The sequence below is a fragment of the Burkholderiaceae bacterium DAT-1 genome (assembly GCA_019084025.1).
Lineage (GTDB): Bacteria > Pseudomonadota > Gammaproteobacteria > Burkholderiales > Chitinimonadaceae > DAT-1.
This window is the reverse complement of the sequence record JAHRBI010000007.1, coordinates 249,696-274,415: the sequence shown is the minus strand read 5'-3', so window position 1 is coordinate 274,415 and position 24,720 is coordinate 249,696. Positions and strand designations below refer to the sequence as shown.

The 24,720-nt window shown below is 55.3% G+C and carries 15 protein-coding genes and 1 other RNA gene; 12 read left to right on the top strand and 4 right to left on the bottom strand.

Going from position 1 to position 24,720, the window contains the following annotated elements; genetic code table 11:
- The first annotated feature begins 102 nt into the window (after window positions 1-102).
- The 6 genes from KSF73_16240 to KSF73_16215 all read left to right on the top strand — a co-directional run bounded on the left by KSF73_16240 (window position 103) and on the right by KSF73_16215 (window position 5,770).
- Window positions 103-1,413 (top strand): TRZ/ATZ family hydrolase, encoded by a 1,311-nt coding sequence (locus KSF73_16240; GenBank protein MBV1777271.1) that lies wholly within the window; start codon window positions 103-105, stop codon window positions 1,411-1,413.
- Between the two features lie 58 nt (window positions 1,414-1,471).
- Window positions 1,472-2,203: a bifunctional 2-polyprenyl-6-hydroxyphenol methylase/3-demethylubiquinol 3-O-methyltransferase UbiG gene (gene ubiG, locus KSF73_16235; protein ID MBV1777270.1), complete on the top strand. Its 732-nt coding sequence runs from the start codon at window positions 1,472-1,474 to the stop codon at window positions 2,201-2,203.
- Entirely contained in the window at window positions 2,203-2,883 is a 681-nt protein-coding gene (locus KSF73_16230; protein ID MBV1777269.1) for an HAD-IA family hydrolase, read from the top strand. The genes ubiG and KSF73_16230 overlap by 1 nt, the downstream gene beginning before the upstream one ends.
- Window positions 2,884-2,912: 29 nt before the next feature.
- Window positions 2,913-3,276: a transfer-messenger RNA gene (ssrA, locus tag KSF73_16225) on the top strand.
- A gap of 356 nt (window positions 3,277-3,632) precedes the next feature.
- Window positions 3,633-4,568: a phosphatidate cytidylyltransferase gene (locus KSF73_16220; GenBank protein MBV1777268.1), complete on the top strand. Its 936-nt coding sequence runs from the start codon at window positions 3,633-3,635 to the stop codon at window positions 4,566-4,568.
- A gap of 134 nt (window positions 4,569-4,702) precedes the next feature.
- Window positions 4,703-5,770, top strand: coding sequence for a hypothetical protein (locus KSF73_16215; protein MBV1777267.1), 1,068 nt, complete (start codon window positions 4,703-4,705; stop codon window positions 5,768-5,770).
- Window positions 5,771-5,933: 163 nt separating this feature from the next.
- Here KSF73_16215 and KSF73_16210 read toward each other — a convergent pair whose 3' ends face one another.
- The 4 genes from KSF73_16210 to guaA all read right to left on the bottom strand — a co-directional run bounded on the left by KSF73_16210 (window position 5,934) and on the right by guaA (window position 12,374).
- Entirely contained in the window at window positions 5,934-7,751 is a 1,818-nt protein-coding gene (locus KSF73_16210) for a M4 family metallopeptidase (GenBank protein MBV1777266.1), read from the bottom strand.
- Window positions 7,752-8,300: 549 nt separating this feature from the next.
- Window positions 8,301-9,305: an alpha/beta hydrolase gene (locus KSF73_16205; GenBank protein ID MBV1777265.1), complete on the bottom strand. Its 1,005-nt coding sequence runs from the start codon at window positions 9,303-9,305 to the stop codon at window positions 8,301-8,303.
- Between the two features lie 84 nt (window positions 9,306-9,389).
- On the bottom strand, window positions 9,390-10,400 hold the full coding sequence (locus KSF73_16200) for a helix-turn-helix domain-containing protein (GenBank protein ID MBV1777264.1): 1,011 nt from the start codon (window positions 10,398-10,400) through the stop codon (window positions 9,390-9,392).
- Window positions 10,401-10,793: 393 nt separating this feature from the next.
- A complete protein-coding gene (gene guaA / locus KSF73_16195; GenBank protein ID MBV1777263.1) occupies window positions 10,794-12,374 on the bottom strand; it encodes a glutamine-hydrolyzing GMP synthase in 1,581 nt (526 codons plus the stop codon).
- A 258-nt stretch (window positions 12,375-12,632) separates the two neighbouring features.
- Between guaA and KSF73_16190 the strand changes: the two genes are divergently transcribed.
- The 6 genes from KSF73_16190 to KSF73_16165 all read left to right on the top strand — a co-directional run bounded on the left by KSF73_16190 (window position 12,633) and on the right by KSF73_16165 (window position 24,640).
- Entirely contained in the window at window positions 12,633-14,255 is a 1,623-nt protein-coding gene (locus KSF73_16190; protein ID MBV1777262.1) for a hypothetical protein, read from the top strand.
- A 32-nt stretch (window positions 14,256-14,287) separates the two neighbouring features.
- Window positions 14,288-15,787, top strand: a complete 1,500-nt coding sequence (locus tag KSF73_16185) for a S8 family serine peptidase (GenBank protein ID MBV1777261.1) — start codon at window positions 14,288-14,290, stop codon at window positions 15,785-15,787.
- A gap of 738 nt (window positions 15,788-16,525) precedes the next feature.
- Window positions 16,526-18,526 carry a chitinase C-terminal domain-containing protein gene (locus KSF73_16180; GenBank protein ID MBV1777260.1) on the top strand — a complete coding sequence of 667 codons (2,001 nt, stop codon included), beginning with the start codon at window positions 16,526-16,528 and terminating at the stop codon, window positions 18,524-18,526.
- A 383-nt stretch (window positions 18,527-18,909) separates the two neighbouring features.
- Window positions 18,910-20,403 (top strand): efflux transporter outer membrane subunit, encoded by a 1,494-nt coding sequence (locus KSF73_16175; protein MBV1777259.1) that lies wholly within the window; start codon window positions 18,910-18,912, stop codon window positions 20,401-20,403.
- 70 nt (window positions 20,404-20,473) lie between these two features.
- Complete coding sequence (locus tag KSF73_16170) at window positions 20,474-21,583, top strand: efflux RND transporter periplasmic adaptor subunit (protein ID MBV1777258.1); 1,110 nt, start codon at window positions 20,474-20,476, stop codon at window positions 21,581-21,583.
- Between the two features lie 9 nt (window positions 21,584-21,592).
- On the top strand, window positions 21,593-24,640 hold the full coding sequence (locus KSF73_16165; protein MBV1777257.1) for an efflux RND transporter permease subunit: 3,048 nt from the start codon (window positions 21,593-21,595) through the stop codon (window positions 24,638-24,640).
- The last annotated feature ends 80 nt before the right edge of the window (window positions 24,641-24,720 follow it).

Sequence of the window (24,720 nt, the reverse complement as noted above, 5' to 3'; positions counted from 1 at the left end):
TCAGGCGGAGAATAGACCGATTTGCTATTTGAAACGTCGCTGCCATCTGGCAAAGCAATGAATTCGTGCAGCGCATGACCGTTTACATTTCAGGCAAAAAATATGACTACAACGATTTTATACCCCGAGTGGATTGTCCCGGTTGTTCCACGCAATCAATCCCTGAAACACCACGCGCTGGTTATCACAGGCGAGCGCATCGAAGCCATCCTGCCCGCTGCTGAGGCACGTACCCGCTACCCCGATGCCGAACACCGCGAACTGCCCGGCCATGTGCTGATGCCCGGCTTTGTGAATCTGCACGGCCATTCCGCCATGACTTTGTTGCGTGGACTGGCTGATGATCTGGCGCTGATGGACTGGTTGCAGAATCACATCTGGCCAGCCGAGGCCAAGCATGTCTCGGACGAGTTTGTATTCGATGGCTGCCAACTTGCCATGCTGGAGATGTTCCGCAGCGGCACGACCACCATCAATGACATGTATTTTGAGCATGAGGCGGTTGCCCGTTCTGCCATCAAAGCGCATATGCGAACCGCAGTCGGCTGCTCGATTCTGGAATTTCCGACCCCCTATGCAGCCAATGCCGGCGCCTATATTGAACGCGCCATTGAAGCTCGCAACGCATTCAAGGGCGAGTCACTGGTGCAATTCACCCTCGCGCCGCATGCCCCTTTTACGGTCGCCGATGATACCTTCTGCCGCGTGGTGGAACTGGCCGAGCAATGGGATTGCCGTATCCACTGCCATATCCACGAGACCATGGATGAAGTAAATGGCGGCCTCAAGGATCATGGCGTGCGTCCGCTGGCACGACTGGAGAAACTGGGCATGCTGAGCCCGCGCCTGATTGCTGCGCACATGGTGCATCTGAATGAAGAAGAGATCGCCCTCACGCGCCAATACGGCGTGCATGTCGCGCACAATGCCACCTCGAATCTGAAATTAGCTTCAGGCATTGCGCCGATCACCGCCTATCGCCAAGCCGGGATCAATGTGGGTATCGGCACGGATGGGGCAGCCAGCAACAATAAGCTGGATATGTTTGCAGAAACCCGTCTCGCCGGCTTGCTACCCAAAGTGCAAAGCCAGCATCCCGAGTCGATTCCAGCTTGGGAAGCGCTGGAAATGGCCACGCTGGGCGGTGCGACTGCGCTGGGTCTGGCGAATAAGATTGGTTCGCTTGAAGCGGGCAAATTCGCCGATGTGGTTGCCATCAAGCTCGACGAACTGGAAACCACGCCTTGTTATGATCCGATTTCACACTTGGTCTATGCCGCAGGCCGTGAGCAAGTACAACATGTGTGGGTGGCGGGCCGGCAAGTGCTGGACAGCCGTCAACCAAAGACCCTTGATCAAGGTCAGATTATCGACAAGGCGCGCTGGTGGGGAGATCGCATTCGCGGTTCCTGATTATCGCGTTGCAGCGTAAAATAGCGTTTTTCCAGCCAATCCGGATTCGGGTGCACTCATGAGTGAAGTGATCAGCGATACCCGTCGCGACGAGAATGTCGATCAGGCCGAACTGGCCAAATTTGCCGAACTGGCGCACAAGTGGTGGGATGAGACCAGCGAGTTCAAGCCGCTGCATGAAATCAACCCGCTACGCCTTGGCTATATTGACGACCATGCCAGCATCAGTGGCAAAACTGTGCTGGATGTAGGCTGTGGTGGCGGCATTCTGGCCGAATCCATGGCGCGTAAAGGTGCAGATGTCACAGGTATCGACCTTGCCGACAAATCACTGAAAATCGCCCGCCTGCATGCACTCGAAGCCGGGGTGAAGATGCAGTATCGGCTGGTCGCCGTTGAAGCGCTGGCTGCTGAAGCACCAGCCAGCTTCGATGTGGTCACCTGCATGGAAATGCTGGAACACGTACCCGATCCGGAAAGCGTGGTGCGCGCCTGCGCTACACTGGTCAAGCCGGGTGGCTGGATTTTCTTCTCCACACTCAGCCGCAATCCCAAGGCCTATCTGCAAGCCGTGATCGGTGCTGAATATGTGCTGGGTCTGCTGCCACGTGGCACGCACGAGTATGCTCGCTTCATCAAACCATCGGAATTGATCCGCATGACCCGCAACGCCGGCATGTCGCTCGAATCCATGGCGGGCCTGGGCTACGATCTGCTGAGCAAAACCTACTCACTGACGCAGGATACCTCGGTCAATTACATGATTGCCTGCAGGCGCCTCGAAGCATGATGGCCACGCCCTCCCCGCGCCCACGTGCCGTCCTGTTCGATCTGGATGGCACTTTGGCCGATACCGCACTAGATCTCGGTGCTGCATTGAATCGTTTACTGGCCGAGCATGACCGCGCGCCGGTTGATCATGCGCTCATCCGTCCGATCGCCAGTCATGGTGCTCGCGGACTGATTCGACTGGGATTCGGAATTGATCGCGAACATCCTGAATTCGATGGCTTGCGTCAGCGCTTTCTGGATCTGTACGAGCTCAGCTTTGCCGATGCCACCCGTCTGTTCGACGGCGTGAACGAGATGCTACAAGGGCTGGATCGCATGGGCATTCGCTGGGGCATCGTCACTAACAAGCCGATGCGCTTCACCGATCCGCTGGTGCCGACACTCGGCTTTATCAGCGAGCCAGGCGCGATTGTGTCAGGCGATACGGTAGGCGTACCCAAGCCTGACCCCAAGCCAATGTTCCACGCAGCATCGCTGCTGGGTATCCCGCCCGAGCAATGCTGGTATGTGGGCGATGCCGAGCGTGATATCGAGGCAGGCCGCAATGCCGGCATGCAAACCGTGCTGGCGGACTGGGGCTATATCGCACCAGAGGAGCATCCAGACCAATGGGGCGCGGACGTACGTATCCCGCAGCCGCTTGCTTTGCTCGACCTATTAGGTGCATCTGTGGTATAGTTAGGTTGCTGATTCTGCGAATCACCACCGGGGGCGACATGGCTTCGACGGGGGTTGCGAAGCGGATGAGGGCATGCCGGGATCTCAGTCACCCCGTAAAACACTGAACAGAAATAGTCGCAAACGACGAAACTTACGCACTGGCTGCTTAATCCAGCCGGTCGCTGCACACACTGGCCTGTCGGTGTGGCAGGGTAACCTGCAGCAGCGTCATTCTCAGCAGGATCGCGTACGGTCGGGTCACTTGATCGGACGCTAAACTTAAGGTGACTCGTTGCTGTCAAGCCTGTCGGTCGGCGTGCCAGCACCTAAACTCAAGTTGGCCAGACTAAGCATGTAGAACTCACTGTAGAGGACTTCCGGACGCGGGTTCGATCCCCGCCGCCTCCACCAACATAACCCATGAAAATCAAGCACTTATTGTTTTCATGGTGTCTTAAATATTGCAGTTTTCGTATGGTTTCAGCCACGAAATGACAACATTTAAGACAACATTTTTACGGTCGGGCCGCTTGATGCGGCCCGATTTTTTTGTGCATTCAGACTGTCTATCGACCCTCATCGTTCAGTCGAACTTATTTGAATGACAACAGTGACATGATGTCCAGTCAGATGTAACGACAACCAGGCTGCGTCGATGGGTAGACACAAAGCCGGCATGCCTCCTGCTTATCAAAAGCAACACCTTATGCTTTGAATGCACGCAAACCAATTTGATTCAACCCAATATCCATCTATCATCCCAGACGATGAAAAACTTCATTTTTAGCACATGGCTACAAAGTGGCTTGTGTATCGCGCTGGGGTATGTCCTGCTGTTTATCGGTACAGTCAACCTGTTAGCCATACTCCATCCGAAATCACGCAATCATCGACCTACACGTGACGCGATCCAGTCCTGGTGGCCTGTGGTGATCGTCGTGGCGCTGGGCACGCTGATCGGGCCATCCGTCAGCATCCTGGTGTATTCCATTCTCGGCGCAGCACTGGCTGGCGAGGCAATCCGATTGCTGAACCTGCCTGCCGAGCGTGAGCGCGGATATCAGATACTGGGAGCGCTATTGGCAATACTCGTACCAGCGAGCGTTGTGTATTCTCCGCCCCTTGCTTTGATTGTCATGCTTCTGGCACTGCTGATAGTGTTACCTTCAGCACGCATGCTGATCGTGGGTGCTGAAGGAATGTTTATCGAAGTTGCGCCCGTTCAGTGGGTGCTATTTACCTCAATCGGATTGACCGGTTTTTCGACGGCACTCGTATTTATGCAAGTACCCGGCCCGTATTCGGGTAGAGGCGCTGCCTTTACCTGCTTTCTGATCACCATGATCTCGGACAGCATGCAGTGGCTGGGTGGAAAGCTGCTAGGGAAACATCCCTTGATCCCAAGGGTCAGCCCCAAGAAAACCCGGGAAGGTCTGCTGTTTGGCATCACCGTGTGCAGCTTGCTTGGCGCTGCCATTTTCCCCGGGCTCATGCAGCGTCCAGCATGGGAAGGTGCCATTGTTGGTTGCTGCATCTGTATGCTGGGCACGCTCGGTGATCTGGTCGCAAGTACCTGGAAGCGAGAAGCCGGCGTCAAGGACAGTGGCACGCTCCTGCCCGGACAGGGTGGACTGCTCGATCGTTGCGATAGCCTGATCTTTGTGGTGCCTGTTTTCTGGTTTTATATATATCTGGCGTACTAAATGAGTTTCCCAACTGATTCTAGCGTGCATGATCTGGACCAGTCGCCATTCCATGTGGATCGGCCTGTGTAATGCGATCCCTATTCAGATTTAACATTCCCTTTCTGTGCTTTTCCCTGCTTTCATCTGCATTGATGAATGTCTTGCCGCAATATGTCCTCATCAGTTTTGCTGCGACAGAGCGTGCTGTATGGCTGGGGATAACACTTGCGGGCGGCGCGCTTGCATCAATTGCCGGGGTGCATTACGGCTCAAGATTTCAGCAGTTGCCCGTCCACTTCTTACAGAGACTTGTACTAGTGCCGGGCCTGTTCCTCGTATTGGCGTTTAGCCTTGCCGGCCAGCCTGCTGCCTATCTATGCGTCCATGTTTTAATGTGCTTTTTGATCAATGCGCTGACGCTCTATGTAGATTGTCAGGCATTTGCTCATGCTGGTCGCGATGGGCAAATTGCGAATGACAGAGTGGGCACTGGTCTGCGCTTCGCGGGCATGCTTCTGGGACCAATATTGATTGGAGGATTGCCCGCTTGGGCAGTCTTTGCAGTCGCCTTATTGATCGTCGTGACATTGCGCTGGGCAACATTGAACTGGATGCCCATTCCACCAGCCTCAAGTTCGCAAGTAACGCCAGCTTTCACGATCGACTGGAAGTTGAATGAGTGGGCGGTCAGGCTGATTTATGCTGCGTATTGCCTGCTGGCGGCCAATGCGGTGTATCTGCTGCAACAGCAATTTGGCAGACAGCACGCTATTTTTCTCGGTGGTGCTGTCGTCAGTGCAGTGTATGCCAGTGCGGTTTTATTTACGTTTGCACTGGGTATATTCCGGCTCAAGCTGAACGAGCGCTGGATTCTTCTTCCGGCCTGGATGTTGCCAGTGCTCATGGCGATGCTCGTCATCATGAAAGCGATGCCGCTGTATGTCTGGTTTCTGTCTGCCATTCTGCTTGGATGCGTATTTGCGATCTACATGCTCGCCTGGCGGCAGCAAGTCAGTACGCTTGCAGCTATTCATCCGGATGCACTCAAGTACTTTAATAACCTTCCGAACACAGGCGCACTGCTGGGCTTCGTGCTCATGCTCTGCATATCGCCTCTGCATGAAGCATTCGGTCAATTACGCATTGTTGCCTGCAGTGTGAGCGCACTGTCGATCTTTGCTGTGATTGCGGGGTTGGCAGCACTCCAGCAGAAGAAATGACAGCGGCTTGGATGGTACTTTTGACCTTTCCCACCACGGCATACCAGAGATTCGCCAGCCTGAAGGACAAGTAATCCGCATTCGTAGCCCTAGATTTTGCTCTTCTAAATTAAAAAATGGCTCGGATTCCCGAGCCATTTTGATTGAATCAACGGATTCAGTATTACTGTACAGTGGCGGTAATGCTCATACCGGAGTAAGCGCTGTAGCCGTACACCATGATGTAGTAAGTGCTAGCCTTAGGCGAAGTTACTGTCACAGTTTCAGTGTTGCTCGAACCTGCCGACTTCTTGTCGTAAGTAGTCGTAGTCGGTGCTGCACCAGACTTCACGTACAGATCAGCATCGCCAGTGCCGCCAGAGGTCTTCACGGTCAGCGATGTCTTGCCTGCCGGAACAACGATGGTGTACAGGGTACTGGAGCTCTTCGCACCACTCAGGCCAGTCTTGGTTACGCCACTGGTCAGTACAGTGCCGCCACTCGGCGGGGTGGTCGAGCATGAAACACCCACAGTTGCGAAGGCGTTGGTCACGTCGGTCACAGAGTAGCCACGGTTTTGTGCAGCGGTTTGTACGCCGCAAGCGCCGCTGTTGAAGGTGCTGGTAGCCGTCCAGTAGGACTTATTGGCATCGGCGAACACTTCAAATGCCTTACGTGTATTCCAGCCTGCGGTGTTTGCCAGCAAGTAGAAAGCACGGTTGTACACGCCGCTGCTGTAATGAACATCCAGGCTACTGGTGTATTGCGATGCATTGTCAATCGACTTGCCATCCTTGCTTGGTTTGTCGAAGTAACGCAGTGCACCGGTTGCCTTGAAGATTTCCGAGCCGACCAGCCAGTCATTCTTGCCGCGCGAGTAGTACTCGACTGCCTCACCTGCCATATCAGAGAAGGCTTCGTTCATGCCGCCTGATTGGCCGGTATATTGCAGACCAGAATTCTGTTCCGTGAAACCGTGACTAACTTCGTGGCCGGACACATCCAGAGATACCAGCGGATAGAAGGTGCTGGCGCCATCGCCGAAGGACATGGTGCTACCGTCCCAGAAAGCGTTTTCGTAGCTGGTGCTGTAATGCACACGCATGACCAGCTTGAACGACAGGGGCTTGTAGCCCATCCAGTCGCGATACATGTTTACGATCACATTGCCGAAGTAGTAGGCATCATTGATCGGCGAGTATGCGCCATTGATTGACTTGTACGTGTTAGTCGGGCATGTGAACTGGTACGGTGTGGTGCTGGAACCCGTGCTGCCGTTCAGGTTCACGGCCGACACATCGGTGCTATCCATTGCGCAGGCACTGGTCACAACCAGCGGGCCGTACTTGGCGCCACTGCCAGCCGGGCCATACATATATTGGCCAGTCTTGGCGTTACCGCCGGGGCCGGATGCATCAACGTGGGTAATACCTTCCCAGCTTTGCAGCACTGCACCAGTATTGGCATCGATCAGGAAGCTCGGACGTGAAGGCTTCCCTTGGCTGTTCGTCAGGAAATCAACCTGATAAACCAGTTGGGCTACATCATTCTTGTCCAGTTGAACGAACAGCTTGGCATTGTCCTTGCTGGTGCTGGATACGCCAGCCTTGGCCTTGGCAATACGTAGCGCGGAATCAGCACTCAGCGTAGCCTTGGTAGATGGCAGATCCTTGGCAACATTGCGAATTAGATTGCCGCGAACACTATCGGTTCCGGATGCGGCAAAGCCCTGGGCGCCATTAGCGGTAGTAATGGCCTCGCCGCGAATCGGTACGCCGTTATGCATTTGTTGATAGCGGGTCACGGTAACGCCATTCGGCAGTGTGACTGCGTGGACTGTCTTCAACTCTGAGTCGCTCAGACCCAGTTGTCCGGCAAAACTCGTCGTTGCAAAACCTTGTGTGACATCTTTAGGCATGCCATTGGCAAGGTCGTGGCGTTCTGCGCCCATGGTCTGGCAGGCTGCCAGCACCATCAGCGTTAGAGCAGCAGGACGATACATGCTGAACGTGGTTTTTTTCATGGATGATTTCCTGATTTGCGTGACTTTCGGGGTGGTCCCCGAGTTCAATTGCGCGCAAGGATCCCTTGCACGCGCCCCCAACCCAGACCGGTTAGTATCTGGACAATCAGACGGGGGTACACATAAACAGCTCCGTATCTGATCTGCATCAGATCGCCCCCTGACCGACTGTGCTATCAGGATTGCGCGATAAGGCATGACAAATAAATAGATAATTTTATTATTTGTGACGATTCGACATGATTTTAATTAAGTACATCGTCATATAAATACGCCCAAAATCCAGTACAGACGTACACTTTGTGACAATTTGATGACCCCGTCAGAACAGACAGTAGATTCGAAAATTCTTTGACGAATCAGTGGTCTTATCGCAACATTTTTCATCCAGCCTTAATGTGGTGCCGCAATGTTGCACCGCCAATACATTTGCCAGATTTAGCAGTTGCAAATACACTGAAAGCAAAGCGCGCACATTACGGGCTAGACCCACGAAGCTGATTCTGACCGTCAAGCGATTTGGAAATTTCACTCCCAGCGACGTGACTTGAGCAGCAGCCATTGCGCCTCAAGCATCGGCAAGTTCGGGTCGTGACCGGCCCGCGCCACGACCGTAAATTGCTTTTCCGGTGCATTCAGGGCATCAAACCAGCGCCGAGTCACCGCAGGATGAGTCACCAAATCCGCCTCACCCTGAACGATGAAGACAGGCAAATCCAGACGCTGCACATCGCGTTCCATATCCACGGTTCTAAACATGCCGTCGCCATGCATGCCGACAAATTGCAGCCAAGCATACGCTTCCGATTCGTCAAAGTCGGGCCCCTGCTCCGCTTGCCACCATTGCTTAGGCGCCGCATCCGATACCATCGCCTCGTATTTCCGCGTCACACGTCGCAGAGCGCCTAAATGTCGTGGATTGGTCCAGGGTGGCGGCCCCATCGATTCAAGCGCGGCTAACGCATCACGATCATTGGCAGCACGTGCAAGTGTCAGCGTCGCGGCAAAGCTGGCCGCTTCATTTTGGCGCTGCCCTACCATGTGCGAGACGCCCATGTAGGCGTGAAACAGATCAGAACGTGACGCCGCCATATTCAGGGCAAGCACCGTCCCCCAGGAACTGCCCCACAATATGAGTTTCGACTTACCGAGGCGTGTCAGCACATGTTCTGCCACTGCGACGCCATCATCAGCCATGCCACGGACAGTCAAGTCCTCATGGGGGTTATTGCGCGTATAGGTCCGTCCCGCCCCGCGCTGATCCCATTGCACCAGCGTGAAATCTTTCTGCCAGTCACCAAAGAGTGCATCGGCGAATGGGCTCAAAGGATTGCCGGGACCGCCGTGCACAAACAAGATCACCGGATTGCCACAATGCTCGCCATCTATGGTCACCCACTGCTCGATCCCCCGAATGGGTACGAAAGCGTGCTCATGAATGGGTGCGTTGGCCCCCTCGGGACACGCAGGTGTGGTGGCACCTGCCAGTGTAAAAATGAAGGAAAGCAGAGTAACGAGGAAACATCGGGACATGGGGCATCTTTCATCGACTAAAAACAAGCCCCAGCATGCGGATTTACAGGGTGTGGCGCGTGCCAACTTATGATTTGCGCCGTTTCATTCGCGGCGAAATGTCGTAGGCGTCTGCCCCGTATGCTTTTTAAAGACACGATTCATCGCGCTCTTACTGTTAAAGCCTGCCTCGATGCCAAGTTCAAGTATGGTCACCTTTGAACGAGCCGGATCGGACAGCGCACGCTTCAGCGCCTCTACCCGATAGCCATTGAGGAATTCCTGAAAATTGACGCCGCAGGACTGATTGATTAACTGTGACAGCTCGTGTGTGGTCAGCGCCAATTGTTCGGCAAGCGACTCCAGGCTCAACTCCCCGTCCCTGTAGAGATGACCCTGCTCCATACTGGCGATAAGTGCTTCCATGGATGGCTTGCGCAGAGCATCGTCGAGTGTGCTCGATGCGTAGCGTCGCTTATCCGGTTCAGGCAGTCGGAGCGACTGCACAGCCAGCCCGTACACAAAACCGGTTAGCACGAGCGCACCCAGCTTGTCTGACCATATGGGCATGGACGGTGAGACTTGCTCGACCACAAAAACCAGCGCATCCAGCACGAGTCCCCCGGCTAACCACGCAGACAGTCGATTCAATCCTGGAGAACGAACGCGCCGCAGGATGTCGTATCCCGCACGCGCATAACTCGCCAGATGAACAACCTTCAATAGTGCGGCCGCACCAATTACCCCGGCAAGCCCCGGTCGTGGGCCCGGTGACCCGAGCATGAGCGGCAGCCATGCAATGAAGAACAGCGCAAAAGGAAGGCCATGCACGAGATCACGGCGTTTCAATTGCCGTCCTTCAAGCTGGCAACCCAGATATAACCAGCTCAACGGACCGATAAGCAAAGGAAATGCCGCAACCGACCGAATCAGGTGCGGATACAATTCAAAGACCCCCCGCTCTTCAGCCAGCGCGTGGAGCATCAGAAGGATAAATACGCCAAGCAGCCCGGCCAGCAGGCGGTTGGCCTGCACATTCCCTTTGCGCTCGTACAGCAACCATGCACAGAGAATCAAGCCCTGCCCCGCAGCGGCGATCAATATCAGCGATAACATCGCCTGCCCAGACCCTTGCTGCAGTTGGTTTCAGACATGAGGCGCATATTGAACATTCATAGAGAAATCGTAGTGTAATTGTGTTTTGGGTTTGCTGATCATACCCGCAAGACGTGGCATATCGTGAGCGTTTCGCGCAGGGATCGACCGGCTTATCGCCGAGTTCCCCAGCGCCTCTCTAAAGGCACCACCGGCTACACAAACAATCGCAACCTATCGCACGCTAAAAAAGTCGCTCCAAACATCATACCCGCAAAAAAACCCGTCACAGCTCAATCGTACCCTCATCGACCTCCCGCTAAGCAACACCAGAAACAACAACGGCCGCACACAGTGCAGCCGCTATTTAAATCAGTCCGGCGAGTGAACCCTTCGATTCACCGTCCGCTCAGATCATTCCCACTCAATCGTCGCAGGCGGCTTGCCGCTCACGTCGTACACCACACGGTTGATGCCGCGTACTTCGTTGATGATACGATTGGACACCTTGCCCAGCAGGCTGTACGGCAGTTCGGCCCAGTGCGCGGTCATGAAGTCGCTTGTAACCACAGCGCGTAGTGCCACCACCCATTCGTAAGTGCGGCCATCGCCCATCACGCCGACGGACTTCACCGGCAGGAAGACAGCAAATGCCTGCGAGGTCAGGTCGTACCAGTTCTTGCCGGTCTTTTCGTCGACGGTGTTGCGCAGCTCTTCGATAAAGATCGCATCGGCGCGCTTCAGCAGTTCGGCGTATTCACGCTTCACTTCGCCCAGGATACGCACGCCCAGACCCGGACCTGGGAAGGGATGGCGGTACACCATCTCGGCCGGCAGGCCCAGCGCCACGCCCAGCTGGCGCACTTCATCCTTGAACAGCTCGCGCAGCGGCTCGAGCAACTTCAGGTTCATATCTTCCGGCAGGCCGCCCACATTGTGGTGGCTCTTGATGGTGTGCGCTTTCTTGGTCTTGGCACCGGCCGATTCGATCACGTCCGGATAAATCGTGCCTTGCGCCAGCCACTTGGCGTTCACCAGCTTGCCGGATTCGGCCTGGAAGACCTCAACGAATTCGCGGCCGATGATCTTGCGCTTTTGCTCGGGATCGGTCACGCCGGCCAGATGGCCCATAAACTGCGCAGTGGCGTCGACATGGATGACCTTCACGCCCAGACCGCGCGCAAACATTTCCATGACCATTTCGCCTTCGTTCAGGCGCAACAGGCCGTGATCGACAAACACACAGGTCAACTGATCGCCAATCGCGCGGTGAATCAGGGCAGCAGCAACAGACGAATCCACGCCGCCAGACAGACCCAAAATCACTTCATCGCTACCCACTTGTTCGCGGATCTTCTTGACGGCTTCGTCGATGTAATTCGGCATGGTCCACGACGGCTGTGCGCCGCAGACGTGCAACACAAAGCGATGCAGCATTTCGGTGCCGCGCTTGGTGTGGGTGACTTCGGGGTGGAACTGCACCGCGTAGAACTTGCGGTCTTCGTCGGCCATGGCGGCGATCGGGCAAGATGGCGTGTCGGCGATGACATGGAATCCTGCAGGCATCTGGGTGACCTTGTCACCGTGGCTCATCCAGACATCGAGGAAAGCATTGCCAGCCGCATCAACGTGATCGCTCAGACCTTCGAACAATTTGGAGTGGTGACGTGCCTGAATGGCTGCATAGCCGAATTCACGCTTTTCTCCGGCTTCTACCTTGCCGCCGAGCGATTGCGCCATCCATTGCATACCGTAGCAAATACCGAGCACCGGAATACCCAGGTCGAACAGACCCTTATCGGCCAGGTAGGTTTCGTCCTCATACACCGAATTCGGGCCGCCGGACAAAATAATGCCCTTTGGATTGAATGCCTTGATAGCTTCGACTGACATGTCGAATGGGTGCAATTCACAGTACACATGGGCTTCACGCACACGACGGGCGATAAGCTGCGTAACCTGGGAACCGAAATCGAGGATGAGGATTTTGTCCATTGCGGCGGCTCTCTTGCAAAAAACGGATTTTACACGGTTTTGCTGCTCGATCCAAAGGCATTGGTCGCCACAAATCTGTTTCATCCGGAACACACAATGCTGAAAAGCGAATAATTGATTGTCGCAATTAGCCCATTCTCGGCCATTGCCCACTACCATCTAACAAGTGGCCGTTCTGTGTGAAAGAGGAGAGTTATGCCAATCCGCAAGCAACTTACAATAATCAAACAGGTCAAGCCTGTCCCCCTTACTGCCGCGATGATTACAGCTGCAACCGCCATTCTTTATGGATGTGGGGGGGGCGGAGGGGGGGGCAGCACACCCATCCCAACACCCACACCGGTTCCGCCACCGGCATCGGTCACCATTGACGTGTTCGGTGCACGGGGCGGTTCGCTCACCGCAGTCGTGACTTCGGCAAACTGCGCTGCGACACCTTCTATTTCTTGGAAAGATGCATCTGGTGCGGTATTAGGTAGTGGCGCTTCAATTGACGACAGTTCACCCAATGTTGCGGTGACCGCCGTCGCCTCCTGCTCGACTGCAACTGCAAGCGAAACCCTTGTGGCACAAAATGTGTTTGCGTCGACATCGGCCTTCGCAGTCCTCAATAGCGGCACAGCCACAGCATGGGGAAGTACCGTGTGGGGCGGACAAACGACTGCAGCTGAAGCGATCAAGAATATTGCCCAGATCGTCCCATCCGAACGCGGCTTTGCCGCCCTGTTACAGGATGGAAGCGTGCGTGCCTGGGGTAGTTCGATTATTGCGGTGACAGATCCGGAAAAAGTAAGCTCTGCGACCAGTTCGCTGACAGGTATTGCTCGACTCATTGCAGGTCGAACCGCTTACTTTGGTATCAAGAGTGATGGCTCGTTTGTTGCATGGGGTGCCTACCGTGAATTGAATCAGGATGGCAACTTCGTCAACTTGAATGATGCGAAAAAAGGCCTCACGGCAAGTAAAATTGCAGCGCTGAAGAATGTGGTGTCCATTGCCTCGACAGAAGGCGCCTATGCCGCGCTGTTGTCGGATCAAACTGTTGTCCCTTTCGGCGATCCCGAAGCGGGGGGTGAATTCACTGCATGGTCGGCTACGCCTACTGGTGTCCAACAGATCGTAGGCACCAATTATGATTTTATCGCCATCTACAACAAGGATACGGAGCATCCCGGAAGCGTTGTCGGCGCTGATCCGAATGGCGCGTTTGGGTGGGCGTCCGGCACAGATGCCTTGGTGAATGTCCGCTCGATCACCGCCAATGGCTTCGTTGGCGCGGCACTGGATGCGACAGGCAAGGTCACAGCCTTTGGTTATGCGAACGATGTAGAAGCTGCCGACTCTTCAAGCCTCGCTGACAAACTGGTGAATGTGAAATCGGTCAAGGCCACGCAAACGGCCTTTGCAGCCCTGAGGTCAGATGGCGTCGTCGTCAGCTGGGGTGATTCACAGCGGATGGGTAGCAGCCTGGCAGCGGTTCAATCTTCGCTAACTGGCGTATCCGCGCTTTACAGCACGGATTATGCATTTGCAGCGCTGAAATCCGACGGAACAGTCGTCACCTGGGGTGACGCCAATACGGGTGGAGATAGCAGTGCTGTTACGAGCAAACTCACTGGCGTGTTGAATATCGTGGCCAATAAATATTCGTTTGCCGCATTAAAGTCGGATGGAACCGTGGTGACATGGGGCGTAGCAAGCAAGGGTGGTGACAGTAGCAGCGTTAGCGCACAACTTACTGGCGTAAGAGCCATCTATGCCACCTCACTGGGTGGTTACATCGCAATCAAAAAGGATGGCAGTTTCGTGACATGGGGCGACAAGTGGGCCGGGGGCGGAAGCACACCTGCTAGCCTGACCACCATTCCTTATCACGCTTAAACCAGTCACTGTTCTTACCGGAGAATTCCGACATGAAACATCATGCCCCATTCCAGCTGTCGGCACTGGCCATCTGCATGGCAGCGACCCTCATGCTCAATACAGCGGAAGGTGCCGTACAGATTCGTAATCGCCCGCTGTCGTTCAATCAACCCAGCGTATCTCAGCTGATCGTCAAGTTCAGAAATGAACCCGGCGCAGGCACGATGCAATCCGCTCAAACAGCCGGTTCAGTGCAAGCGGCTGCAGCTACCATCAACACGCATCTCTCCGCCGTCCAGCGTGCCGCCACTGCGCAAGGATTGAGTGTTCAGCACGTACGGCAAATGGCCACGGGTAGCTGGGTTTATCGTACAAACAAACCCGTATCGATCCGGGAGATGAAAACGCTGGCCAGCAAACTGGTGCAGATGGATCGCTCGATTGAATACGCTGAGCCGGATTACATGCGCCATATCACTTACACCCCGAGTGATCCGATGTATACAGATGGGACACAATGGGATATGAAGGATAGCGCATCCCAGCCCGGCGGCCTCAACCTGCCAGCAGCCTGGGATATTTCGACAGGCAAGAACACTGTTATTGCCGTCATCGACACGGGGTATCGTCCGCATCCCGATCTCACGCCTAACTTAACCCCCGCAATTGACAATGTCGCGGGACATTACGGCTACAACTTCATTACGAGCGCCGATATTGCAAATGCAGGTGCAGTTTCCGGCAGCGTGCGGGGTCCGGATGGCATTGATTTGGGTGATTATGGCTGTAATGGCGGCTCCAGCTCCTGGCATGGCACCCACGTTTCCGGAATTGTCGCTGCAGCCGGAAATGCTGCAGGCATCATCGGCGTAGCATTCAATGCAAAGGTTCTACCCCTGAGAGCCCTGGGTAAATGCGGTGGCACCTCCTCGGATATTGCCGACGCCATTGTGTGGGCTGCTGGCGGATCGGCATGGGTGGATCGCGCAAAGGCGACCAAAATCCCGGACAATCCCAATAAAGCTAACGTGATTAATATGTCACTCGGTAGTGCGGGTGCATGTACGCATACCGAGGCAGAAGCGATCAAATTTGCACTGAGTCAAGGTAGCGTCGTAGTGGTCTCTGCCGGTAACGACGGGATGGATTCCAAGGCCTTCTCGCCCGCAAATTGTCCGGGCGTGATTGCGGTGGGATCCACCGATAATACAGGGGGGCGCGCCGGCTATACCAATTACGGTGCAACGGTAGCGGTTGCAGCACCGGGCGGCGGTGGCGGCACGCTGGGCACCATTACGTCCACCCTCCCCTCCGGAGATAACGCCAAACCTGACGACACCACATATGGCACGATGGTTGGCACGTCTCAGGCTGCTCCGCATGTTTCAGGGGTTGCCGCGCTGATGCTGTCAGTCAATCCGAAGCTTACACCGGCTCAGGTGCGGAATATTCTGATTAAAACGACACGCACCCCCCCGGGTAACTGCCCGGGATGCGGATCAGGCATTGTGGATGCAGTTTCCGCAGTTAAGGCCGCCACAGCCAATTAAGCCTCAAGCATTTCAGTCAATTCGATGGGCGGTCATTTGCCGCCCATTTTATTTCCAGCGACCACTTTCATCATTTTGTAATTTTTTAGATACAGTCAAGCACTCGCTCATTAAATAGATAATGCAGACCACTTGATAAATGTGGCTTTAAGACAGCCTGAGTATCTGGAATCATTCAAATCAACATAGATAGGTGGTATCAAGACCAGCTATGTAGTGACCTACAGACAAATATCAACGCCTTTATTCAATTCCGACCTCTAGCAAACAAACCACTAGAATGCCATTTGATCAGTGGTTATATAAAACTTCAAACCTGTCTTCCACTTGATCTGCAACAAGCGGTCACGCCGTGACCATGTCATTCAATCTGGGAGCACAGATATGAAATCTATCAAATTGCTTGTACCTGCTGCATTGTTTGTAGCAGGCAGCTTTACTCAAGCCGCAGGTCCCGCTACCCCATTCAAATCAGGTGTTCGCGCTGCAGCGGCATGTACAGCGCCCGCATGGTCTGCCACGACTGCCTATAACGGCGGCGCACAAGTTACTTACCAAAACCAGCTCTGGTCAGCCAAGTGGTGGACCCAGGGGAATACGCCTGGCTCAGCCAACAGCCCCTGGACACTTGTAGGTGCCTGTGATGGCAGCGGTGGAGGCGGTGGTGGGGGCGGCGGCGGTGTCGTTCTGACACCCGCCACTCAGCCTACCGGCGACCAGCTCTGCAAGCCGGATGGTCTGGTCACTACCGCCACGGTCACGCCGCCCTATTGCAAAGTTTACGGCACCGATGGCCGCGAAATACTGCCAAATCTGAAACGCCGCATCGTCGGCTATTTCACTAGCTGGCGCACAGGCAAGGATGGCAGCCCGTCCTACCTCGTAAATAATATTCCGTGGGGCAAGATTACCCATATCAATTATGCCTTCGCGCATATTGACGGCAACAATCAGATTTCGATTGGCGATCCGGCGGCCGCTAATAATTCATCCACCAATATGACCTGGCCTGGCGTAAGCGGTGCAGAAATGGATAGCAGCTATAGTTATACTGGCCATTTCAATCTGCTGAATAAGTACAAAAAACTGAATCCCGGCGTCAAGACGCTCATTTCAGTCGGCGGCTGGGCGGAAACGGGTGGGTACTTTGATGCCGCAGGAAAGCGTGTTCCCTCCGGTGGATTTTATTCGCTGACAACCAATGCAGATGGCTCGATTAATACCGCCGGCATTAATACATTTGCCTCTTCGGTGGTTGCCTTCCTGCGCAAATATAATTTTGATGGCGTGGATATTGATTACGAATATCCAACCTCAATGAAAGATGCGGGTAATCCTGATGATTTCACTGTAGCCAATGCACGTAAAGCCGGCCTGGTTGCCAGCTACAGCGCACTGCTTAAAACACTCCGTCAGCAGCTCGATACTGCCGCCGCACAGGATGGTAAGTACTACGAGCTCAGTATTGCCGCAACCGCGTCAGGCTGGATCCTGCGTGGTATGGAGAATTACAGTTCACTGCAATATCTCGACTTCGTCAACGTCATGTCCTATGACCTGCATGGTGCCTGGAACGAATTCGTTGGTCCCAACGCTGCCCTATACGACGATGGCAAAGATGCCGAACTCACCAAGTGGAGCGTTTACACCTCGGCACAGTACGGCGGCATCGGCTATCTGAACACTGATTGGGCCTACCACTATTTCCGGGGTGCGATGCAATCTGGTCGCATCAATATGGGTGTGCCTTACTACACCCGAGGCTTCAAGGACGTCAGCGGTGGCACAAACGGGCTATGGGGTACTGCTGTAGGCAGCAACTGCCCGAATGGTCTGAAAACCTGCGGCAATGGGGCGGTAGGCATCGATAATGTCTGGCGTGATCTGGATGCTGCGGGTAAGGAAATTCCGGGCGGCGGTAACCCGATGTGGCATGCCAAGAATCTGGAAAAGGGGCTGGCGGGTAGCTATCTGGCCGCATACGGCCTGAAGCCGGGTGCTAACCCAGCAGACACACTGTCCGGCACCTACACGCGCTATTACAACAGCACACTGGTGGCACCGTGGCTGTGGAATGCCAGCAAGAAGGTTTTCCTGTCGACCGAAGATGAGCAATCCACCACCCAGAAGGCACAGTGGATTGTTGATCATGGCGTCGGCGGCGTGATGATCTGGGAACTGGCCGGCGATTATGACTGGAACGCATCACGCAACAATGGTGCAGGCGAATACTTTATGGGTACCACGCTGACCAGCATCTATCAAACTGCCTTTGCCAAGGCTGCGCCTTATAACAATAAGCGCGCAACAGGTGCGGTGCCGACTGCCGCGATTGATGTGAAATTTGCGTTGAGCGGATATGCACTGGGTGACAGCAACTACCCCATTACACCTACACTGACCGTCACTAATAACTCGACACAGACGCTGCCGGGTGGCACCGAATTCCAATTCGACCTGCCGACCTCGACACCGGGCACGGTATCCGATCAAAGTGGCTATGGCACCAAGGTCATCACCGCCGGCCATACCGGCAACAATATTGGCGGTCTGAAGGGTGATATGCATCGTGTTTCTGTGAAGATTCCAACTTGGAGCTCACTGGCGCCCGGTGCAAGCACGGCCATCAAACTGAATCACTCCCTGCCTGCCTCAGGGCCGGCCAATTACACCGTGAACTTCGGTGGAAACACCTACGCTATCCGTGCCGAACAGCCATGGTTGCCGTACCTGAAGTAATCCGTTTTCTCTGAACTTCTCCTCGCCCCGTGCACACAAGGTGTGTAGCGGGGCTTTTTTTGTACGGCAACATGGCAACACTTCAAACTGTACATTCATGACATTTGTGTATTCCGGCATGCTCTAACACGCTTTCGTCCAAACGCCGCTTCTTTCGATTACTGATTGCACACAATTCCAATCAGATTTCAAGCCGCTTCATTGAAAATAAAAAAGTTCATTTATTAACCATTTTTCAAACGCCTGCGATACAATCACATGGACGTAAACGCATCCCTTGCATAACATGATGTAACGCATGTTGCAGGGCGTCATGCGCAGATGCGTCGCGATGACCAGGCTCCGACTCTTAAACGGAGCCGTTCCATTTAAAGGAGCAAACGGTGCATTTAACACTTCCACACCGTGCGATACCGCTATTGATCGGCACGATGCTGACTGGTTGCGCAACGGGCCCTGCCTTTCAGGCACCAGATGTTGCCAAGGGTGTGTCTGATCGCTATGTCTCGGGCAATGCCGTCAGCAAAACCCATGATGCAACCACGCACGACAACCGTCAGGCGGGGGTTGCCCAGCAAGTAGACTACGGACAATCTTTACCCGCTCAGTGGTGGACACTGTTCCAATCGCCCGAGCTGGACCAGATGATCCGCACTGCGCTCAAGAACAACCCCGGTTTGCAGGCCGCACAGCACACTCTGGAGGCCGCACAGGATAATCTGCGTGCCACCACGGGTAGTCTGAGCTATCCGCAAGTCAATGGTCAGCTTGGCGCACAGCGTCAACGTGGCCAGATGGCCGGCGCAACGCCCAGTGTGTACAACCTGTACAACGCTGGCGTGAACGTGAGCTACTCGATTGACCTGTTTGGCGCAAACAAACACCAGCTGGAATCGCTGGCTGCCACGGTGGATTACCAGCGCTTTCAGCATCTGGCTGCAAGCAATATGCTCGTTTCCAATGTGGTGACCACCGCCATCCGCGAGGCCACCTTGCGCGATCAGCTGCAGGCTGCCAAAACAGCGCTGGATGCGGGTCGTAATGTCTTGCAGATTCAGGAAAAGCAGCTGCAACTGGGTGCCATTCCGCTGACCGCTGTGCTGAATCAGCGCAACGCCGTCAATCAGCTCGAAGCACAGATCGCGCCACTGGAGAAATCCGCCGGACAGTCCCGCCACGCACTGAATACGCTGCTGGGTCTGCCGGCTTCGGATACATCTGTGCCCGCCATCACACTGGCCAACGTGAAATTGCCGGAACGCCTGCCGGTGGCCCTGCCCTCTGCCCTGGCACGCCAGCGCCCGGACATCCAGGCCAGCGAAGCCCTGCTGCATCAGGCGTCTGCCAATCTAGGCTTAGCCACCGCCAATCTCTATCCGCAACTGAATCTCACTGGTAGCTTTAGCTATAGCCGGGTGGAAACAGGTGCGGGCGGCGCAGGCAGTACCCTGTGGAATATCGGTGCGGGTCTGACCCAGCCGCTGTTCAATGGCGGTGCACTGCGTGCACGCAAGGATGCGGCGCAGGCGAACTACGACGCAGCCGAAGCCCAGTATCGTTCCGTGGTACTGAGCGCCTTCCAGAATGTGGCGGACAATTTGCGTGCACTGGAAAGCGATGCCGATGTGCTCAAGGCGCAGGCTGATAACGCAGCCCAGACCCGCCAGACCCGCGATATCGTTCGCAAGCAGCATGCTGCCGGTGCAGTCAGCCTCACTAGCGTACTCAGTGCCGAGCAGGCCTATGCGCAAAGCCAGCTGAATCTCGCCAATGCGCAAGGTGCGCGCTATGCCGATACCGCTGCGCTGTTTGCCTCGCTGGGTGGCGGCTGGTGGGATACCGCAGGCGCGACCGGGAACGGTGCCAAGCATCAATAAGCAATAAGGACATCGGCACAGCAGTTAGTGTGCTGAATGAATGGGCTAACCATTTTCCAAAGAGTACAAAATGACTAAACGAATGTTGATCATGCTGGGTGGCGTTCTGCTCCTCATCGTCGCACTGGCGGGCGGATTCTTCATGCACATCAAGCAGATGATGGCGAATGCGCCCAAGCCCGGCCCGCAGACGGTAACGGCTACCACGGCCACCAATCAGACCTGGCAACCGCAACTGGCTTCTATTGGTACACTGTCGGCCGTTCGAGGTGTGGAGATCTCTAGCGAAGTTGCCGGACAGGTGCGTCAGGTTCGCTTCAAGTCCGGCGAGGATGTAAAGGCGGGCGAACTGCTGGTGGAATTGAATGCCGATTCCGATCTGGCACAGCTGAAGGCACTGGAAGCCGCGGCCGAACTCTCTGCCACTACCCTGAAGCGCGATCAGGCGCAACTGGCCGTGCAAGGGATCAGCCAGGCTCAGGTTGATGCGGACACAGCCGATTTGAAGGCCAAAACTGCTCAGGTCGAACAGCAAAAAGCACTGATCGCCAAGAAGTCCATCCGCGCGCCGTTCTCTGGCCGCGTGGGCATTACGGCAGTCAATCCGGGTCAGTATCTGAATCCGGGCGACAAGATTGTGACACTACAGACTATTGATCCGGTCTATGTTGACTTCTACCTGCCGCAGCGCAAGGTCGCAAATCTGTCGGTCGGCCAAAAGATTACTGCACGTGCAGATGCATTTGCAGGCGTGGAATTTACCGGCAAGGTAACCGCAATCAATCCGAAGGTTGATCCGGCCACCCGCAATGTGCAGATTCAGGCCACAATCAGCAATCCCAAGCGTCAATTGCTGCCGGGGATGTTCGTGAATGCTGCGGTCGACGTCGGCTCGGTTCAGCGCTATCTGACTCTGCCGCAAACCGCCGTGGTTTACAACCCGTACGGTTCGACTGTGTTTGTGGTGAAGAAGTCTGACAAGGGCGGGCTGGAAGTACAGCAATCCTTCGTGACCACCGGCGAAACCCGTGGCGATCAAGTTGCGATTACCAGCGGCCTGAAAGAAGGCGAACAGGTGGTCACCACTGGCCAGATCAAGCTCAAGAACGGTACGCCTGTCGTGATCGACAACAAGATCGTGCCCGCCAACAACCCCAACCCGACGCCGCAAGAACACTAAGGGGTGGCAATGAACTTTACCGATATCTTTATTCGCAGGCCGGTGCTGGCCACCACGGTGAGTTTATTCATCGTGGTGCTGGGGCTGCGCTCGCTGTTCAGCTTGCCGATTAACCAGTATCCGCGCACGCAGAATTCGGTCGTGACCGTTTCTACCGCTTACTACGGTGCCGATGCGCAAACGGTGGCCGGTTTTGTAACCCAGCCACTGGAAAGTGCGATTGCACAAGCGCAGGGGATCGACTACCTGTCGTCCTCCAGCACCAGCGGCGTGTCTACCATTACCGCTACCCTGCGTCTGAACTATGACGCTAACCGAGCCCTGACCCAGATTAACACTCAGGTCAACTCGGTGAAAAACCAGCTGCCGCCACAGGCACAGACCCCTGTGCTGACGGTGCAAACTGGCCAGACCACTGCTGCCATGTATATGGGCTTCTACAGTGATTCGCTACCCACCAATAACGTCACCGATTATCTGGTGCGGGTGGTGAAGCCGAAGCTGGACTCGGTGCAAGGTGTGCAAACCGCTGAAATTCTGGGTGCGCGCCAATTTGCGCTACGTGCCTGGCTGGACAGTTCGCGCATGGCCGCACATGGTGTAACCGCTGCAGACGTCAATGCTGCACTGGGCGCCAACAACTACCTCACCGCCGTGGGCCAGAGTAAAGGCCAGATGGTGACCGTGCCGATGACGGCTGCGACGGACCTCCACTCCGTGGATGAGTTCAAGAAGCTGGCAGTCAAGCGCTCGGGTGATGCGGTTGTGCGTCTGGAAGATGTAGCCAATGTGACGCTTGGTGCCGAAAACTATGACTTTAACGTGGCGTTTAGCGGCGTGCGGTCGGTGTTTGTCGGGATCAAGGTGGCGCCTGAGGCGAATATTCTGGATGTCGCGCAGCGCGTGCGTACGGCCTTTCCTGACATTCAGGGACAGTTGCCAAAAGGCCTGACCGGCAAGATCGTCTATGACTCGACCGAGTTCATCAACACGTCGATTGACGAGGTGGTGAAGACGCTGGTGGAAGCGCTGGTGATCGTGACCGTGGTGATCTACCTGTTCCTCGGTAGCTTCCGCGCCGTGCTGGTGCCGGTGATTGCCATGCCGCTGTCGCTGATCGGCACCTTCTTCATCATGCTGTTGCTGGGTTACTCGATCAACCTGCTCACGCTGCTTGCGCTGGTGCTGGCCATCGGTCTGGTGGTGGATGATGCGATTATCGTCGTGGAAAACGTCGATCGTCACATGAAGGAAGGCAAGTCGCCTTACGAATCTGCCATTCTCGCCGCACGCGAACTGGGCGGCCCGATTCTGGCGATGACGGTGGTGCTGATTGCCGTGTACGTGCCCATTGGTTTCCAGGGCGGTCTGACCGGTGCGCTGTTTACCGAGTTTGCCTTTACGCTGGCAGCTTCCGTGGCAGTATCTGGCGTGGTGGCGCTGACGCTGTCGCCAATGATGTGTTCGCGCTTCTTCACGCCCGAGCAGGATAACGGCAAGTTTGTGCAGGCAATTGACCGCACGTTCGAAAAGGTGCGCCATCGCTACAATACCTCGCTAGTCAGCCTGCTCAGAACCTGGCCGGTGATCGTTGTCATGGCAGTGATTCTGTTTGTTCTGCTGGCCCTGATGCTCAAGATGTCGCAGTCCGAGCTGGCACCAGAAGAAGATCAGGGTATTGTGTTGTCGCAGGTTGTCGGCTCGCCGACTGCCACGGCAGACCAGATGCAGACCTACGCCGAGCAAGTATTCGAGGTGGGTAAATCCATGCCCGAATACAAGCAGATGTTCCAGATCACCGGCGTGCCAACCACCAATGCAGGTATCGGTGGCGTGCTGATGAAGCCATGGAGCGAGCGGACCCGTAGCGCCAAGGAAATCCAGAAGGATCTGCAGGAGCGCTGGAACAAGATCGCCGGTGCCCGTGTAGCAGCCTTCCAGTTCCCTGCCCTGCCCGGTTCGTCTGGTCTGCCGGTGCAGTTTGTGATCGGCACCACCGAGCCTTTCCAGAACCTCAGCCAGGTGGTTGAAAAGGTAATGGATAAGGTACGCGCATCCAACAAGTTCTACTTTGTGGACGTCGACCTGAAGGTGGATCGCCCGCAAGCTACGGTGGAAGTGGATCGCGACAAGGCCACGGCCATGGGTCTGACCCAGCAGGACATTGGTCAGGCACTGACTGCAGCCTACGGTGGCGGCTACGTCAATTACTTCTCGATTGACGGTCGTTCGTACAAGGTGATGCCGCAGGTTCAGCAGATTGATCGCCTGAATCCGCAGCAACTGATGGATTATCAAATCAAGACGCCTGCAGGCACGATGATTCCGCTCGGTACCGTTGCATCGCTGAGCTCCAAGGTGGTACCGGAATCCATCTCGCGCTTCCAGCAGCTGAATTCGGTGACGATTTCCGGCGTATCTGGCGTATCGCAAGGTGAAGTGCTGCAGTTCCTGCGCGATACCGTGAAGGAAGTGGCGCCATCCGGCTACTCCGTGGACTATGCAGGTCAGTCACGTCAGTACATGCAGGAATCCGGCGGATTCATGATCACCATGCTGTTTGCGGTGGTGGTGGTGTTCCTGTCGCTGGCCGCCCTGTTCGAGAGCTTCCGTGATCCGGTAGTGATTCTGATCACCGTGCCGCTCGCGCTCTTCGGTGCCATGATGTTCATCTTTACCGGCTTCGGCACGATGAATATCTATACTGAGGTGGGTCTGGTCACGCTGATGGGTCTGATTTCCAAGCACGGGATTCTGATCGTGGAAGTGGCGAACGAGCTGCGCGACAAGGGTGCCAGCAAACTGGATGCCATTGTCGGTGCGTCGGCACAGCGTCTGCGCCCGATCCTGATGACTACCGCCGCGATGGTATTCGGTGTGGTGCCGCTGGTGATCGCCTCCGGTGCCGGTGCTGCTGGCCGCCATGCGATGGGTCTGGTGATCTTTACTGGTCTGTCGATCGGTACCCTGTTCACCCTGTTTGTGGTGCCTGCCATGTATATGTGGCTGGCTAGCGAACATGTGCACAAGGATGAGGTGCTGGTGGACGGGCATTGATCTGACCGTCATCCGATAGCAAAAGCCCCGGCTGGATATCCGGGGCTTTTTTTCGTGGCGTTTCCCTGTTCAGAAGCAGA

Bases quoted from the DNA above. Each gene is read 5' to 3' on its own strand.
- guaA (MBV1777263.1), bottom strand. From the start codon at position 12,374: ATGGACAAAATCCTCATCCTCGATTTCGGTTCCCAGGTTACGCAGCTT.
- KSF73_16220 (MBV1777268.1), top strand. From the start codon at position 3,633: ATGAAAAACTTCATTTTTAGCACATGGCTACAAAGTGGCTTGTGTATC.
- KSF73_16190 (MBV1777262.1), top strand. From the start codon at position 12,633: ATGATTACAGCTGCAACCGCCATTCTTTATGGATGTGGGGGGGGCGGA.
- KSF73_16205 (MBV1777265.1), bottom strand. From the start codon at position 9,305: ATGTCCCGATGTTTCCTCGTTACTCTGCTTTCCTTCATTTTTACACTG.
- KSF73_16200 (MBV1777264.1), bottom strand. From the start codon at position 10,400: ATGTTATCGCTGATATTGATCGCCGCTGCGGGGCAGGGCTTGATTCTC.
- KSF73_16165 (MBV1777257.1), top strand. From the start codon at position 21,593: ATGAACTTTACCGATATCTTTATTCGCAGGCCGGTGCTGGCCACCACG.
- KSF73_16215 (MBV1777267.1), top strand. From the start codon at position 4,703: ATGAATGTCTTGCCGCAATATGTCCTCATCAGTTTTGCTGCGACAGAG.
- KSF73_16240 (MBV1777271.1), top strand. From the start codon at position 103: ATGACTACAACGATTTTATACCCCGAGTGGATTGTCCCGGTTGTTCCA.
- KSF73_16170 (MBV1777258.1), top strand. From the start codon at position 20,474: ATGACTAAACGAATGTTGATCATGCTGGGTGGCGTTCTGCTCCTCATC.
- KSF73_16230 (MBV1777269.1), top strand. From the start codon at position 2,203: ATGGCCACGCCCTCCCCGCGCCCACGTGCCGTCCTGTTCGATCTGGAT.
- KSF73_16185 (MBV1777261.1), top strand. From the start codon at position 14,288: ATGAAACATCATGCCCCATTCCAGCTGTCGGCACTGGCCATCTGCATG.
- ubiG (MBV1777270.1), top strand. From the start codon at position 1,472: ATGAGTGAAGTGATCAGCGATACCCGTCGCGACGAGAATGTCGATCAG.
- KSF73_16210 (MBV1777266.1), bottom strand. From the start codon at position 7,751: ATGTATCGTCCTGCTGCTCTAACGCTGATGGTGCTGGCAGCCTGCCAG.